At 64.9% G+C, this 14173-nt stretch carries 18 protein-coding genes; 15 read left to right on the top strand and 3 right to left on the bottom strand.

Going from position 1 to position 14173, the window contains the following annotated elements; genetic code table 11:
* Positions 1-13: 13 nt before the first annotated feature.
* From fliN to motA, 3 genes are read right to left on the bottom strand one after another with little or no spacing between them, the layout of a single operon-like run.
* Positions 14-400: a flagellar motor switch protein FliN gene (fliN, locus tag QAZ22_RS11995; protein WP_278074472.1), complete on the bottom strand. Its 387-nt coding sequence runs from the start codon at positions 398-400 to the stop codon at positions 14-16.
* Between the two features lie 30 nt (positions 401-430).
* A complete protein-coding gene (locus QAZ22_RS11990; RefSeq protein ID WP_347405179.1) occupies positions 431-1366 on the bottom strand; it encodes a FliM/FliN family flagellar motor switch protein in 936 nt (311 codons plus the stop codon).
* A 34-nt stretch (positions 1367-1400) separates the two neighbouring features.
* Positions 1401-2276 (bottom strand): flagellar motor stator protein MotA, encoded by an 876-nt coding sequence (gene motA, locus QAZ22_RS11985; protein WP_278206954.1) that lies wholly within the window; start codon positions 2274-2276, stop codon positions 1401-1403.
* Between the two features lie 148 nt (positions 2277-2424).
* On the opposite strand from motA, the gene QAZ22_RS11980 reads away from it, so the two are divergent.
* The 15 genes from QAZ22_RS11980 to QAZ22_RS11910 all read left to right on the top strand — a co-directional run bounded on the left by QAZ22_RS11980 (position 2425) and on the right by QAZ22_RS11910 (position 13942).
* A complete protein-coding gene (locus tag QAZ22_RS11980; RefSeq protein ID WP_278206953.1) occupies positions 2425-3546 on the top strand; it encodes a DUF1217 domain-containing protein in 1122 nt (373 codons plus the stop codon).
* Positions 3547-3553: 7 nt separating this feature from the next.
* Positions 3554-4276, top strand: coding sequence for a flagellar basal-body rod protein FlgF (flgF, locus tag QAZ22_RS11975; protein ID WP_278206952.1), 723 nt, complete (start codon positions 3554-3556; stop codon positions 4274-4276).
* Between the two features lie 4 nt (positions 4277-4280).
* Entirely contained in the window at positions 4281-5687 is a 1407-nt protein-coding gene (gene fliI / locus QAZ22_RS11970) for a flagellar protein export ATPase FliI (protein WP_278206951.1), read from the top strand.
* The gene (locus tag QAZ22_RS11965; RefSeq protein ID WP_278206950.1) at positions 5668-6324 is read left to right on the top strand and encodes a hypothetical protein; all 657 of its coding nucleotides are present in this window, start codon (positions 5668-5670) and stop codon (positions 6322-6324) included. The genes fliI and QAZ22_RS11965 overlap by 20 nt, the downstream gene beginning before the upstream one ends.
* 89 nt (positions 6325-6413) lie before the next feature.
* Positions 6414-6794, top strand: a complete 381-nt coding sequence (gene flgB, locus QAZ22_RS11960) for a flagellar basal body rod protein FlgB (protein WP_278206949.1) — start codon at positions 6414-6416, stop codon at positions 6792-6794.
* A gap of 2 nt (positions 6795-6796) precedes the next feature.
* Complete coding sequence (gene flgC, locus QAZ22_RS11955) at positions 6797-7213, top strand: flagellar basal body rod protein FlgC (protein WP_278074480.1); 417 nt, start codon at positions 6797-6799, stop codon at positions 7211-7213.
* Complete coding sequence (locus tag QAZ22_RS11950; protein WP_278206948.1) at positions 7213-7542, top strand: flagellar hook-basal body complex protein FliE; 330 nt, start codon at positions 7213-7215, stop codon at positions 7540-7542. The genes flgC and QAZ22_RS11950 overlap by 1 nt, the downstream gene beginning before the upstream one ends.
* 9 nt (positions 7543-7551) lie before the next feature.
* Entirely contained in the window at positions 7552-8340 is a 789-nt protein-coding gene (gene flgG, locus QAZ22_RS11945) for a flagellar basal-body rod protein FlgG (protein ID WP_278074482.1), read from the top strand.
* 5 nt (positions 8341-8345) lie between these two features.
* The gene (gene flgA, locus QAZ22_RS11940; RefSeq protein WP_278206947.1) at positions 8346-8876 is read left to right on the top strand and encodes a flagellar basal body P-ring formation chaperone FlgA; all 531 of its coding nucleotides are present in this window, start codon (positions 8346-8348) and stop codon (positions 8874-8876) included.
* A gap of 149 nt (positions 8877-9025) precedes the next feature.
* Positions 9026-10114, top strand: coding sequence for a flagellar basal body P-ring protein FlgI (locus QAZ22_RS11935; protein WP_278207821.1), 1089 nt, complete (start codon positions 9026-9028; stop codon positions 10112-10114).
* A gap of 116 nt (positions 10115-10230) precedes the next feature.
* Complete coding sequence (locus QAZ22_RS11930; RefSeq protein ID WP_278206946.1) at positions 10231-10761, top strand: MotE family protein; 531 nt, start codon at positions 10231-10233, stop codon at positions 10759-10761.
* Positions 10758-11462, top strand: a complete 705-nt coding sequence (gene flgH / locus QAZ22_RS11925; RefSeq protein ID WP_278074486.1) for a flagellar basal body L-ring protein FlgH — start codon at positions 10758-10760, stop codon at positions 11460-11462. The genes QAZ22_RS11930 and flgH overlap by 4 nt, the downstream gene beginning before the upstream one ends.
* Before the next feature lie 18 nt (positions 11463-11480).
* On the top strand, positions 11481-11975 hold the full coding sequence (locus QAZ22_RS11920; protein ID WP_278206945.1) for a flagellar basal body-associated FliL family protein: 495 nt from the start codon (positions 11481-11483) through the stop codon (positions 11973-11975).
* Complete coding sequence (gene fliP, locus QAZ22_RS11915) at positions 11972-12703, top strand: flagellar type III secretion system pore protein FliP (protein ID WP_278206944.1); 732 nt, start codon at positions 11972-11974, stop codon at positions 12701-12703. The genes QAZ22_RS11920 and fliP overlap by 4 nt, the downstream gene beginning before the upstream one ends.
* 252 nt (positions 12704-12955) lie before the next feature.
* Entirely contained in the window at positions 12956-13942 is a 987-nt protein-coding gene (locus tag QAZ22_RS11910; RefSeq protein WP_278206943.1) for a flagellin, read from the top strand.
* Positions 13943-14173: the final 231 nt, after the last annotated feature.

Here is a 14173-nt window from a genome sequence, read left to right as displayed (position 1 = left end):
TCGCTGTCCATCCTCAAGCGCTCTGCGTCGCGGCTATGATCTCGGTAAGTCTGATGCCGAAGCGCGACGGGTCGTTTTCCAGCACGGTAATCTCGCCGCGCGCGATTCTGCGGCCATTGACCACCACGTCGACCGGCTCGCCGATGCGACGGTTGAGCGCCACTGTCGAGCCTTTCTGCAGCGCCATCAGCTCCGACACCGGCATTTCGGTGCTGCCGAGAATGATCTGTACATCGACCGGGATCGTCATGATGATCGAGGAATTGGCGCCGGCCTGGAGAGCGGCGTCCGGACGCTTCTCCTCTTCCCGGAGCACGCCGCGCAATTCCTCGATGGCACGGTCGAGCTGCTCGTCCGGCTGGTCGGCTTCTGGTTCGGCTTCCACCTTGGTCTTTGCCATGCCTCGTCTCCAATAATCCCAAGCCCGGCCTCAGCCCGGCATGAGCCCGTCGATGAAATCCTGCCCGGCATCGTGGGGATGCCGGATGCGGACCGTGTAGTTCTGCCCGAGCTTGCCGAACTCGCAGACAAACAGCGTCTTGTCGCGCGCGCTGAGCTTGGCCTGGATCTGCGCGTTCTCCTCGAACTCGATCACCTGGCCGGGCTGGAAGGCGGCGAGTTCGCCGAGCGTCAGCCGGGCGAGCGGCATGGTGGCTTCGAGCCGCACGGCCGAACGCATAACCTCTTCCGAGAAGCGCGCCCGCCAGTCGAACTCCGTCGTTCCGTCCTCGTCGGTATTGGCGGTGGCGCCGCGCGCCGCCAGAAGGAGGCGCTGCGGGATCATGACCGTCACCGTGCCGGTGTCGGTCGGCGTCGAGATGCCGTAGACGATGCGAACCGCCGCGCCATCGCGCAGCACACGCCGTCTTGCCTCGTTGCCGGACATCGCCCGGGGGACCGGCAGGCGCAAGTTTAGAGAGCGCCTGTCCGATCCGTTCAGCGCCACCGCGACCTCCTGGAAGACGCTGGTCGCGACGTCGGTCTCGATCTGCGACAGGTCGCGCTCGATCGGCGCCACCGGCTGGTCCGGGTCGCCGCCGAACAGGGCGCTGACCATGACGGCGATTGCCGGCGCGTCCATGACCAGCGTCATGGCGTCGGCCGAGGTCGGCGAGGAGACGATGGTCATGGCGAAGGTTTCGCCGGCGCGTATGCGCGCATCGGGCACCCGACCCACTTCCACCGCTTGCAGGTCGACCGTGACCGGCGCACCAAGGTCGCCGGAAAGGGCTTTCTGCAGCAGCGGCAGCGAGCGTTCGGCCATGCCGCGACCGACGCCGATCACCTGCGCGGCCTCGCCGCTGTCGCCGACGAGACGCTCGATGATCAAGGCCCGGGTTTGCGACGGACTGCCCGGACTGGTCATGACGGCAGGCGGCCCTGGCTGAAATTCTGCATGCTCAGGCCGCCTTCTTCTCGGCGCTGCCCGTGTTCATCGTACTCTGCTCGACGGCATCGATCGTCGGGCGCTCATAGGACGAAATGGTCTTGCGGCCGAACTCGATGGCGACCTGCGGCAAGGCGCCGTTCATATAGGCGAGCAGCGTCTGCTTGACGATGATGTAGAGGCGATTCTTCTTCTCGCGCACCGTCTTGATCTTGGTGGCGACCGGACCGACCACGGCATAGGAGAGGAAGATGCCGAGGAAGGTTCCGACGAGCGCCGCGCCGATCAGGCCGCCGAGGATTTCCGGCGACTGATCGAGCGCGCCCATCGCCTTCACCACGCCGAGCACTGCGGCGACGATGCCGAGCGCCGGCAGGCCGTCGCCGACCGCGACCATCGCGTGATAGGCCTTCAGCTTGTCGGTGCGGATCGTCTGGATCTCCTCGTCCATCAGCGCCTCGATCTCGTGCGAGCGTGCGTTGCCGATGATGATGATGCGGCAATAGTCGCAGATGAAATGCGTCAGCTCGTGGTTCTTGAGCACGGTCGGGAAAGCCTGGAAGATGGCGGACTCTTCCGGATTGTCGATATGCGCCTCGACCTCGCTGCGCGACTTCGAGCGCAGCTCGCGCATCAGGCTGTGCAGGACGCCCAGCGTCTCGAGATAATCGCGTTCCTTCGGCACGGCCTGCTTGAAGGCTTCGAGAATGCCCTTGCCCGTATCCTTGACCGTCTTCATCGGATTGGCGACGAGGAAGGTGCCGAGCGCCGCGCCGCAGATGACGACGGCTTCCCATGGCTGCAGCAGCACGTGCAGATGGCCGCCCATGGCCATGAAGCCGCCGAGAACGCAGCCGAGCGTCACTACAAGTCCGATCAGAATACCCACGACAGGTCCTTCCGCATGTCACCTCGTGGATCAGGGATAGTCCTCGTGCCTTGTGTGAGGCTTGAATCGAAGCCCATGGACGCGATTCAGTTTCGCGCAAGGAAGTCAGCTTATCGTGCCGGGATAGCTTCGGCCGGAGGCGTGTCCTTTGCTCAATACCTACACCAGCTACCAGTTGATCGTGAAAGACATCAACAAGTCGATCGACCGTATCGAGCAACAGCCGACGGTCGATCGCGATACCAAATATTATCTGGCCAATATCACCAAGGTGAAATCGATCGACGATTTCGTCAACAATGACCGCCTGTTCAAATATGCCATGAAGGCCTACGGGCTGGAGGACATGGACTATGCCAAGGCCTTCATGGTCAAGGCGCTGAAGGAAGGCGTTTCCGATCCCAACAGTTTCGCCAACAAGCTCACCGACAAGCGCTACGCCGAGTTCGTCGCCGCCTTCAACTTCGCCGCCAATGGCGCCGATGCGACCGTTTACAACAAGGCGCAGCAGCTGGTGACGAAGAACTACGCCATCCAGGCGCAGATCGCCGGTCTCGATCCGAATTCGGACTACGTGAAGGGCGAGACGACCTATTATCTCTCCAACATCACCAAGGTGAAGTCCGTCGACGATCTGATGGGCAACAGCCGGCTCTACACCTACGCGCTGGCGGCCTTCGGCCTCGATTCGGCGACCGAAGACAAGGATCTCATCAAGCAAGTCCTGCAAGGCGGCGTGCGCGACCCCGACAGCGTCGCCAACAAGCAGACTAACCCGGCCTATGCGGCGCTGGCCTCGGCCTTCAACTTCGAGCAGTACGGCGAGAACGCCACCACCTACGTTCCGGCCCAGCAGCCGACCGTCGACAAATACATGCGCCAGACGCTGGAGGAAGACGCCGGCAAGACCAACGAGGGCGTCCGGCTGGCGCTTTACTTCGAGCGCAAGGCCCCGGACATCACCAGCTGGTACGACGTGCTCGCCGACACCGCTTTAGCCAGCGTGGTGCGCACCGCGCTCGGCCTGCCCGATTCCTTTGCCACGGCCGACATCGACAAGCAGGCGCAGCTGTTCGAGCAGAAGCTCGACATCTCGGATTTCACCGATCCCGAGAAGCTCGGCAAGTTCCTGACCCGCTTCACCAGCATGTATGAGATCAACAACCCGACCTCGACGGCCGTGACATCGGTCAGCGTGCTCTTCGCGCAGCCGCTCACGGTGGGCATCTCCACCGACCTGATGATGGCCATGCAGAAGCTAAAGTTCTGAGAACACCATGCAGGACAGTCTTTACGTTGCCCTCTCCTCGCAGATCGCGCTCGAGCGCCGTCTCGACACCATCGCCGACAATGTCGCCAATGCCTCGACCATCGGCTTTCGCGCCACCGGCGTGAAGTTCGAGGACGTCGTCTCCGGCACCGGGCCGAAGTCGGTCTCCTTCGCCTCTTCGGGCAAGACCTATCTTTCCACCGCGCACGGCTCGCTGACCGAAACCGGCAATCCTTTCGACTTCGCTATCCAGGGTGACGCATGGTTCGCCATCGAGACGCCGGCCGGAACGGTGATGACCCGCGACGGCCGCTTCTCCATGAACGAGAACGGCGAGCTGATGTCGATCGAAGGCTATCCCGTGCTGGACGGCGGCGGCGCGCCGATCCAGCTCGATCCGCGCAACGGCCCGCCCAAGGCCGGCGCCGACGGCTCGCTCCGCCAGAACGACCAGCTTGTCGGCGCCATCGGTGTCTATCAGTTCGATCCCGGCGACAATTTTGTCCGTTACGGCAATTCGGGCATCGTGCCGGCGCGTACCCCCGAACCGGTCACGGATCGTTCCGATGTCGGCGTCGCGCAAGGCTTCCTGGAAGAATCCAACGTCAATCCGGTGCTGGAGATGACCCGGCTGATCCAGGTGCAGCGCGCCTTCGAGAACACCGCTGCGCTGATCCGGCAGAGCGCTTCCTCCACCGACGACGCGATCAAGACGCTCGGCTCGAAGTAGCGAGATGGCGACCGGCTCGTCCCTGCTCCGCGCGCCAGAGAGGTTTGCCGAGGCCGGTCAGACCGATCGGCTGGCGGCGCTCGAACGCGTCTGGCGGCGGTTCGACAATCCGCAGACATTGCTCAGCCGCGGCGGCCGCGTCGTCGAGATTTCGCCCACCCATTACAAGGTGCGCGGCCTCTCCGACATCGCAAGGCTCGGCGACATCGTCGAGCAGCGCGGCAAGGCAGGCACGCGCCGCGGCGAGATCGTCAGAATAGGCCGCGACGAGGTCGTCGTGGCGCCGTTCGAGCGCAATGCCGATGCCGGCATCGGCGATGCCGTATTCCGGCGCGGCCCGCTTTCCGTCACGCCGCATCTTTCCTGGCGCGGGCGCGCCGTCGACGCGCTGACCCGCGTCATCGACGGCGGTCCGCCGCTGATCAGGCCCAATGCCGCCGATGGCACCGACACACAGACGCCCGGCGCCATGGCCCGCCAGCGCGTCGGCACGGGCTTCCTCACCGGCGTGCGGGTGATCGATATCTTCACCCCGCTCTGCTTCGGTCAGCGGCTCGGCATCTTCGCCGGCTCCGGCGTCGGCAAGTCGACGCTGCTTGCCATGCTCGCCGGCGCCGAGGCCTTCGATACCGTCGTCGTCGCGCTGATCGGCGAGCGCGGCCGCGAGGTGCGCGAATTCCTCGAGGACACAATCGGCGCCGACAGCATGGCCAAGACCGTTGCCGTCGTCGCCACCAGCGACGAAAGCGCCATGATGCGCCGGCGCGCGCCCGATACCGCCATGTGTGTGGCCGAGCATTTCCGCGACCAGGGCCATCGCGTGCTGCTGGTGCTGGATTCCATCACCCGCTTTGCCCATGCGCTGCGCGAGGTGGCGACCGGAACCGGCGAGCCGCCGGTAGCGCGCGGCTACCCGGCCTCGGTCTTCACCGATTTGCCGAAGCTGCTCGAACGCGCGGGCCCGGGCGCTGAGGGCAAAGGTTCTATCACCGCCATCATCTCGGTTCTCGTCGACGGCGACGACCACAACGATCCAGTGGCCGATTCGGTGCGCGGCATCCTCGACGGCCATGTCGTGCTTGATCGCGCGATCGCCGAGCAGGGGCGCTACCCGCCGGTCAATCCGCTGTCGTCGATCTCGCGTCTCGCCGACAAGGCCTGGAGCGCGGAGCAGCGCCTGCTGGTGACCAGGCTGAAGTCGATGATCGCGCGCTTCGAGGACACACGCGACATCCGCCTGCTCGGCGCCTATCAGGGCGGCGCCGACGCCGAGCTCGACATCGCCGTGCGCCAGGTGCCGCTGATCTACGAAGCGCTCACCCAATCGCCGAGGGATCGCGCTTCGGCCGATCCGTTCGCCGACCTCGCCCGCCATCTCAAGGGGAAGCCAAATGGCGATCAAGGAGACTGAGCTGCAGCAGACCGAGCGCCTGCTGCGCGAGATGATCGCCGAGGCCAAGGCCGCCGAGGAGGCCGAAGCCAGCCGCGATTCGCTCATCAACGGCCTGTTCCCGAAGGTGGAATGGCCGAAGCCGCCGCCGGCCCAGTTCCCGCGCCTGGCTGACAGAAAGGCGGACCGGCGCAGCGACTTCGTCGTCGCCGCGCTCGGCATCACGCTTGGCCTGATCTGCGCGCTGTTTCCCTGGTACATCTTCTTCAACCAGGAGCAGTTCGGCGTGCAGGCCATCAAGTTCGGTGGCAGCGGCAGCAATTCCGGTCGCGAGGGCGGCGGCGTCGCGGCCGAACCCAGCGCACCGCTGACGGCCAAGGACGTTCCCAACGCCGATATCGACCTGCTTGCCACCGGAACGGTGCAGGACGAACCCGCCCCGGTGCCTGGCGACCAGCCTTTCCCGGCCGGCGCGTCCGAATTCAAGATGGTGCATGTCGCCAACGGCCGCGCCATGATCGAGGACGATACCGGCCTCTGGATCGTCCAGCGCGGCTCTGTCCTGCCCGATTCCAGTCGCGTCGCCTCGATCGAGCAGCGCGGCGGCAAATGGGTGATCGTCACCGATGCCGACAAGGTGATCCAGCTTTCCAGGTGATTGCGCCGTGACGGGCCGCCGGCTCGTCCCGCGCAAGGTCCGCGCAAGACTGGCGGCCTAGTCTTGTGCGTACTCGCCCGGAGAGTCCCATGGAACCCGTCAACCTCTTTGACCTCGCCACCCGGCAGTCGCAATGGCTGGCCGTGCGCCAGTCGGCGATCGCTTCCAACATCGCCAATGCCAACACGCCGGGCTATGCGGCAAACGATGTCGAGCCGTTCGAAAAGGTTCTCGACCGCACTGCGGTGACGCTGGTCGCTACCCAGGCCGGTCATCTCGGCGCCGCGACGACCAATGCAGGCTTCAACGTCAAGCCGGAGGAACCCACCGGCTCGATCATGCCGTCGAAGAACACGGTGGTGGTCGAGGACGAGTTGATGAAGGCCGGCGAAGTGCGCCGCTCCTTCGAGCTCAACACAGCGATCGTCAAAGCCTTCCATTCGATGATGACGATGGTGGTGAAGAGCTGACCATGGATGCGCTGACCGCAGCCCTCAAAGTCGCGGCATCCGGCCTTGGCGCCCAGTCGGAGCGCCTGCGCGTGGTGTCGGAAAACCTCGCCAACGCGCAGTCGACGGGCAACACGCCGGGCGCCGATCCCTATCGGCGCAAGACGATCACCTTCCAGTCCGAGCTCGACCGCGCCAGCGGCGGTTCGCTGGTCGAGGTGAGCTCGATCGCGCGCGACCCGTCGGACTTCCCGATCGAGTTCCAGCCTGGCAACGAAGCCGCCGACGAAAAGGGCTACGTGAAGATGCCCAACGTCAACGTGCTGGTCGAAATGGCGGACATGAGCGAGGCGAACCGCTCCTATGAGGCCAACCTGCAGGTCATCAAGCAGGCTCGCGATCTGATTTCCATGACCATCGACCTGATGAGGAACCAGTAATGATCGGCGGTATCGGGGCACTCCAGTTCAAACCGGCAATCGACGGCGCGGAGGCCGCTTCGCCCGGCCTGCTTCAGGGCGGTGTCGGGACACAGGCGAGCGAGAGCGTCGGCAGCAGCTTCGCCGAAATCCTCAGCCACGCCGCGACGAAGACCGTCAACACGCTGCAGAATGCCGAGCAGATGTCGATCCAGGCGCTCAAGGGCGATGCCGACACCCGCCAGGTGGTCGATGCGGTGCTGAGCGCTCAGCAGGCCCTGCAGACGACCATCGCCATCCGCGACAAGGTCGTCTCGGCCTATCTCGAAATCAGCCGCATGAGTATCTAGGACCGCGACATGAAAGCCCTTGCCATCGCCGCGACCGGCATGAACGCCCAGCAGACCAATCTGGAAGTCATCGCCAACAACATCGCCAACATCAACACCACCGGCTACAAGCGGGCGCGGGCCGAATTCTCGGACCTGCTCTACCAGGTCGACCGCACGCAGGGCGTGCCCAATCGCTCCAACACCTCGCTGGTGCCCGAGGGCGTCTCGATCGGCCTTGGCGTCAAGACGACCGCCGTGCGCAACGTCCACACGCAGGGCGAGCTGACCAGCACCGGCAATAGCTTCGATCTGGCGCTGACCGGCAGGGGCTGGTTCCAGATCGAGGGCGCCGACGGCGGCACGCTCTATTCCCGCGCCGGCGCCTTCAACACCAACGCCACCGGGCAGCTCGTCACCGTCGACGGCGCCAGCGTCATCCCGGCGATCACCGTGCCGACCGACGCGGTCGAGGTGATCGTCAACAAGACCGGACAGGTCTTTGCCCGCATCGACGGCCAGACCAACCTCCAGCTTCTCGGCCAGCTCCAGATCGCGAACTTCGCCAATGAGGCGGGCCTGGCGCCGCTCGGCGACAACCTGTTCCAGGAGACCGCCGCTTCCGGTCCGGCCAATGTCGGCGTTCCCGGCGATCCCGGCTTCGCCACGATCGAGCAAGGTTATCTGGAGTCCTCCAACGTCGATCCGGTCAAGGAAATCACCGAGCTGATTTCGGCGCAGCGCGCCTATGAAATGAACTCCAAGGTCATCCAGGCCGCCGACGACATGGCCTCGGTGGTCTCCAAGAACATCAGGTAACGACGATGGCGACGCCGATCCTCTGGCCCGCATTCCGCCGCGCCGTGCTGGCCATCGCGCTGGTGGCCGGCGGCACGCCGGCGCTTGCGCAGGAATCGGCCAGTCAGACGCAGTCGGCCAATCAGATCGCCGCCGGTCAGGCGGTCGGCGAGGCCGTACTGATCCCCAACCGCGTCATCTACCCCGGCGAGACCATCGAGCTTGCGGCACTGAAGCAGGTGACGCTGGTCCCGGGCAAGCACAAGCCGGACGGCATGGCGACGCACTCGGGGGAACTGGAGGGCAAGGTCGCCAAGCGCACGCTGCTGCCCGGCCGCTACATCCCGGTAGCCGCCATTCGCGATGCCTGGCTGGTCGAACAGGGCGCCTCCGTGCAGGTCTATTTCACCGCCGGCGCGCTGACCATTTCGGCCGCCTGCGTCACCCTGCAGCCAGGCGCCGCCGGCGATCTCATCAAGGTCCGCAACATCGACAGCGGCAAGATCATTTCCGGCATCGTCATGGCCGACGGCACCATCAAGGTCGGCGCATCGTGATGCGCGCTTTCGCCCTTTTGCTGAGCGCGGCCATCGGCCTTCAGCCTGCCCTGGCCGACGGGCTGACGCCCAAGGCCAAGCGCGAACTTGCGCAGAAAAATGGCGGCGTCTACGACGATCCTGAATACGATCCGGCCACCACCACGCGCATGTTCCGCGTCTCGACGGGGCCGAGCACATTGCCGCCCGGCCAGGTCGCGGCACGCATCAAGGACATAGCCCAGTTGCAGAGCGCGCGCGACAACCAGCTCGTCGGCTACGGCCTGGTCATCGGCCTGGCCGGAACCGGCGACAGCCTGCGCAACTCGCCGTTCACCGAACAGTCGATCCGCGCCATGTTGGAAAATCTCGGCATCGCCACCGAAGGTGGCAGCGCGCGCGCCAAGAACGTCGCCGCCGTCATCGTCACCGCCAACATGCCGCCCTTCGTCCAGTCGGGTGCCCGCATCGACATCGACGTCTCCTCGATGGGTGACGCCACCTCGCTCGCCGGCGGCACGCTGGTGATGACGCCGCTGAAGGCCGCCGACGGCGAAATCTATGCCGTAGGACAAGGCTCGGTCATCGTGGGCGGCTTCGTCGCCAAGGGCCAGGCCGAGCAGCTGACGCAAGGCGTGCCCACAGCGGGTCGCGTGCCGAACGGCGCCATCGTCGAGCGCGCGGTGCCCGCCGAGTTCGACGACCAGGGCGTGCTCACGCTGCAATTGCGCAATCCGGATTTCTCGACCGCCATCCGCATCGCCGACGCCATCAACGACTACACATCGCAGCGCTTCGGCCTGCGCGTCGCCGCCGAGCGCGACGCCCGCACCGTGCAGATCAGGCGGCCGAAGAACGTCTCCGCCGCGCGCTTTTATGCCGAGATCGAGAACCTGGTCGTCGAGTCGGATGCCCCTGCCCGCGTCGTCATCGACGAGCGCACCGGCACCATCGTCATCGGCAACAACGTCAAGATATCGCGCGTGGCGATCAGCCACGGCACGCTCACGGTGCGCATCACCGAGGCGCCGAAAGTGGTCCAGCCGGAACCTTTCTCCAGGGGCCGAACCGCGATCGAACCCTTCACCGCCATCGAGGCTACACGCCCCGACGTGCGCGTTGCCGTCCTCGACGGCCCCGATCTCGAAACGCTCGTTTCCGGCCTCAACCATCTGGGCGTGAAGCCCGACGGCATCATCGCCATCCTGCAAGGCATCAAGTCGGCCGGCGCCCTGCAGGCCGACCTGGTTCTCCAATAGGCGCGCCGATGATCGAGCTGATCTTCTCAAGACTGCATCGTCGCCCGAGACTTCGTTCTGGCCGGAGACTTCATCCTGGCCGGAGACTTCATTCTGGCCGGAGACTTCATTCTGGAATGGGCCTCCTCGCCGCTGCCGCAATCCTTACGCTGGCGGGCGGTACCGCCCGCGCGGAAGAAGTGCGCCAGGTGCTGCCCGGCGGACAGGCGCCGGCTCAGCCGGCCCAGCTCACGCGCGAGAAGGCGCCGGACGAAAGCGAGATCCAGCGCTTCTGCTCCAACATCGCCGACGCCGCGCGCGACCGCCGCTATGCCTTGCAGGCCGAGGAGCTGAAGCAGCTGCAGGCCGGTATCGACGAGCGCATGAAGGCGCTGGAGGCGAAGCGCGCCGAATACGAGGAATGGCTGAAGCGCCGCGAGGTTTTCCTGGCCCGCGCCGAGGACAGCGTCGTCAAGATCTATGCCGGCATGAAACCCGACGCCGCGGCGGAGCGCCTGGCGATGGTCAATGCCGAGCTCGCGGCGGCCATCCTGATGAAGCTCGATTCGCGCAAGGCCGGCGTCATCCTCAACGAAATGGACCAGAAGGCGGCGGCGACGCTCACCGGCATCATGGCCAGCGCGGCGCGAAGGGTTGATCCGTCATGAAGTTGAAATTGCTCGTCCTTGTCGCGGCGGCGGCACTGTCCGGCTGCGGCACCGATCTCAAGGAGGTCGGCCGGGAGCCTGCGCTGTCGCCGGTCGGCTCCGGCATCGGCAATGGCGGAGGCGCGCCCTACAGCTATCCGGAGCCGCCGGCCGCGCCGGTGAAGAAATTCTCGCTGTGGGACGACCGCCAGAGCAGGCTCTTCACCGATCCGCGCGCGCTGCGCGAAGGCGACATCCTGACCGTCAACATCAAGCTCAACGACAAGGCCAATTTCAAGAACCAGAACGACCGCAGCCGCACCGCGGCGCGCAAGCTCGGCTACGACGTCACGCTCGGCTGGGACGGCAAGAGCACCAGCGGCAAGGGCGATGCCGGCTTGAGCTCGAGCACCGAGACCAACGCCGACGGCGAGATCAAGCGCTCGGAAAACCTCGAGCTCAATGTCGCCGCGGTCGTCACCGAGGTGCTGCCCAACGGCAACCTGATGATCAGGGGCTCGCAGGAAGTGCGCGTCAATTACGAGCTTCGGGTGCTCACCATCGCCGGCATGGTGCGTCCTTCCGACATCGGCGCGGAGAACACGATCCCCTACGAACGCATCGCCGAGGCACGCATCTCCTATGGCGGGCGCGGCCGTGTGATGGAGGTCCAGCAGCCGGCCTACGGTCAGCAGATCCTCGACCAGGTTCTTCCTTTCTAGGCCAGGAGATCGCTGTCCGTGGCAAATGTCGAGCAGGCACAGCCCAAGAAGGGACCTTCGCTGATAATCCAGCTCGCCGCGCTTCTGGTCATGACGGGCGCGGCCATCGGCATGGGCTGGGTCGCGGGCGGCTATCTCAAGCAGGGAGAGGCGCCAGCGCCTGTACCCGCCGCGCCGGAGAATGCGGGCACCGCGGAAAAACCCGCCGAAGGCGGTAAACCGGCAGCCGGGCCCGCGGTGGTCCAGTTGGCCCCGATCACCACCAACATCGCGTCGCCGAGCGAGGTCTGGATAAGGCTCGAGGCATCGGTGCTCTATGACGCGCCGCAGCCGCCGGAGATGACCGACCAGATCCACCAGGATCTGGTGGCGTTCGTGCGCACGCTGAAGCTGCATCAGATCGAAGGCGCCAGCGGCTACCAGCATCTCAAGGCCGATCTCGACGAGCGCGCGGCGCTGCGTAGCGGCGGCCATGTCAAACAGGTTCTCATCAGGACGATGCTGCTCGAATGAGAAAGCTCCTCACCGCCACGGCGCTCATCGTCGTCACCACCTCCGTCGCCGCGGCGCAGCAGCTCGATCTCGGCGGCATCGGCAAGGCTGACGGCACCACGGTCGGCTACCTCATCCAGATGTTCGGCCTGCTCACCGTGCTTTCGGTGGCGCCGGGCCTGCTGATCATGGTGACGAGCTTCACCCGCTTCGTCATCGCCTTCTCGATCCTGCGCGCCGGCATCGGCCTGCAATCGACGCCCGCCAACCTGATCCTGATCTCGCTGTCGCTGTTCATGACCTTCTATGTCATGGCGCCGACCTTTGACCAGGCCTGGAACACCGGCGTCAAGCCGCTGATGGACAATCAGATCACCCAGGCCGAAGCCTTCGAGAAGATCTCGGATCCGTTCCGCAGCTTCATGCTGCACAATGTGCGCGACAAGGATTTCGACCTCTTTGCCGATCTCGCCCGCGAGCGCGGCCAGACCGTCTCGCGCGATACCGTCGACCTGCGCATCCTGGTGCCGGCCTTCATGATCTCGGAGATCCGGCGCGGCTTCGAGATCGGCTTCCTGATCGTGCTGCCGTTCCTCGTCATCGACCTCATCGTCGCCACCGTCACCATGGCCATGGGCATGATGATGCTGCCGCCGACGGTGGTCTCCCTGCCATTCAAGATCCTGTTTTTCGTGCTGATCGACGGCTGGAATCTTCTGGTCGGCAGCCTGGTGCGGTCCTTTACCTGACCATACCGCCCGAACGGCCAGCGAGAGAGCTCACCCAAGTCCTGAGGACTTTGGCTGATGAACAACGGTGCGAATTTCCAAATATTATTTTCGATTAACCGTCCAGTTTAGTCCTTTGGTAGGGACTTGCCGCCATAGTCGCCTGCAGATGGCGGGTGACCGGTCGCAACGGTCATTGGCATGATGCCGCACCGTCATACCGGACATGCCGGTATGTCAAAAAAATCCGTGTAAAATCAAGGTACGAGTATCATGGCCAGTATCATGACCAATGCCTCGGCGCTGACCGCGCTGCAGAGCTTGAACGCCACCCAGAAGAACCTCGACACCACCCAGGCCCGCATCTCGACGGGTTATCGCGTCTCGCAGGCTTCGGACAACGCCGCCTACTGGTCGATCGCCACCACGATGCGCTCCGACAACCAGGCCATGTCCACCGTTTCGGACGCCCTCGGCCTCGGCGCCTCGAAGGTCGACACCGCCTACACCGGCATGGACAGCGCGATCAAGACCATCAACCAGATTCAGCAGAAGCTGACCGCTTCCTACGGCCAGACGGATGCTTCCAAGGAAAAGACCCAGGTCGAAATCAAGGCCCTTCAGGACCAGCTGAAGGCCTATGCGGATGGCGCCACCTTCTCCGGCACCAACATGCTATCGGTATCGACGGCTACGGGCACGGCGGCGGACGTCAAGATCGTCTCGGCCTTCAACCGCAGCGCCACCGGCGCGGTCTCGATCTCGACGATCGACGTCAATGTGGAAAGCATCAAGCTCTATGACTCGGGCGCTGCCCCGACCTCGAAGGGCATCCTCGACGCGGCTCGCCTCGGCACCACCGGCGCCACGACGGCCACGGCGCAGAACCCGACCCTGGGTGCAGCTCCCGCGGCCGGCGACACCTATTCGGTCGCCAGCCTGACCATCTTCTCGGGCGGCACGGCTGCCAGCGACGCCCAGATCCAGCAGATGATGAACGTCGTCGACGCCGCGCTCAAGGACATGACGAACGCCGCCACCAAGCTCGGCGCCGCCAAGAGCTCGATCGACCTGCAGAAGACCTTCACCTCGAGCCTGATGGACTCCATCGATCGCGGCGTCGGCCAGCTCGTCGATGCCGACATGAACAAGGAATCGACCCGCCTCCAGGCCTTGCAGGTTCAGCAGCAGCTCGGCGTCCAGGCGCTGTCGATCGCCAACAGCTCCTCGCAGTCGATCCTGTCGCTCTTCCGCGGCTGATCGCTCCCGACCGTCCAGGCAATATTATCGGGCCGCGCCAAAAGCGCGGCCCGATTTGCGTTTGCCGATGCGTGTCGCCCAAAAGCGCAGCGGTTTTGGGCCAACGACATGCATCAAACGGAACCTGAAGCGCGTCGCCAGAATCCGTTCGGACACGGCGGGCACAAGGCTCGCGCAACCCTCGCTCCTTAACCTCTCGAGGCTGATTTTTAATAGGCCATTAACCATATC

Source organism: Mesorhizobium sp. WSM4906, assembly GCF_029674625.1.
Classification (GTDB): domain Bacteria; phylum Pseudomonadota; class Alphaproteobacteria; order Rhizobiales; family Rhizobiaceae; genus Mesorhizobium.
Note: the sequence above shows the minus strand (reverse complement) of the source record. Positions and strands in the feature narration are given on the sequence as shown.

Excerpts from the sequence above, each read along its gene's own strand:
- fliN (WP_278074472.1), bottom strand. The coding sequence starts at position 400 with ATGGCAAAGACCAAGGTGGAAGCCGAACCAGAAGCCGACCAGCCGGAC.
- QAZ22_RS11990 (WP_347405179.1), bottom strand. The coding sequence starts at position 1,366 with ATGACCAGTCCGGGCAGTCCGTCGCAAACCCGGGCCTTGATCATCGAG.
- flgF (WP_278206952.1), top strand. The coding sequence starts at position 3,554 with ATGCAGGACAGTCTTTACGTTGCCCTCTCCTCGCAGATCGCGCTCGAG.
- fliI (WP_278206951.1), top strand. The coding sequence starts at position 4,281 with ATGGCGACCGGCTCGTCCCTGCTCCGCGCGCCAGAGAGGTTTGCCGAG.
- QAZ22_RS11965 (WP_278206950.1), top strand. The coding sequence starts at position 5,668 with ATGGCGATCAAGGAGACTGAGCTGCAGCAGACCGAGCGCCTGCTGCGC.
- flgB (WP_278206949.1), top strand. The coding sequence starts at position 6,414 with ATGGAACCCGTCAACCTCTTTGACCTCGCCACCCGGCAGTCGCAATGG.
- flgC (WP_278074480.1), top strand. The coding sequence starts at position 6,797 with ATGGATGCGCTGACCGCAGCCCTCAAAGTCGCGGCATCCGGCCTTGGC.
- QAZ22_RS11950 (WP_278206948.1), top strand. The coding sequence starts at position 7,213 with ATGATCGGCGGTATCGGGGCACTCCAGTTCAAACCGGCAATCGACGGC.
- flgG (WP_278074482.1), top strand. The coding sequence starts at position 7,552 with ATGAAAGCCCTTGCCATCGCCGCGACCGGCATGAACGCCCAGCAGACC.
- flgA (WP_278206947.1), top strand. The coding sequence starts at position 8,346 with ATGGCGACGCCGATCCTCTGGCCCGCATTCCGCCGCGCCGTGCTGGCC.
- QAZ22_RS11935 (WP_278207821.1), top strand. The coding sequence starts at position 9,026 with ATGTTCCGCGTCTCGACGGGGCCGAGCACATTGCCGCCCGGCCAGGTC.
- QAZ22_RS11930 (WP_278206946.1), top strand. The coding sequence starts at position 10,231 with ATGGGCCTCCTCGCCGCTGCCGCAATCCTTACGCTGGCGGGCGGTACC.
- flgH (WP_278074486.1), top strand. The coding sequence starts at position 10,758 with ATGAAGTTGAAATTGCTCGTCCTTGTCGCGGCGGCGGCACTGTCCGGC.
- fliP (WP_278206944.1), top strand. The coding sequence starts at position 11,972 with ATGAGAAAGCTCCTCACCGCCACGGCGCTCATCGTCGTCACCACCTCC.
- QAZ22_RS11910 (WP_278206943.1), top strand. The coding sequence starts at position 12,956 with ATGGCCAGTATCATGACCAATGCCTCGGCGCTGACCGCGCTGCAGAGC.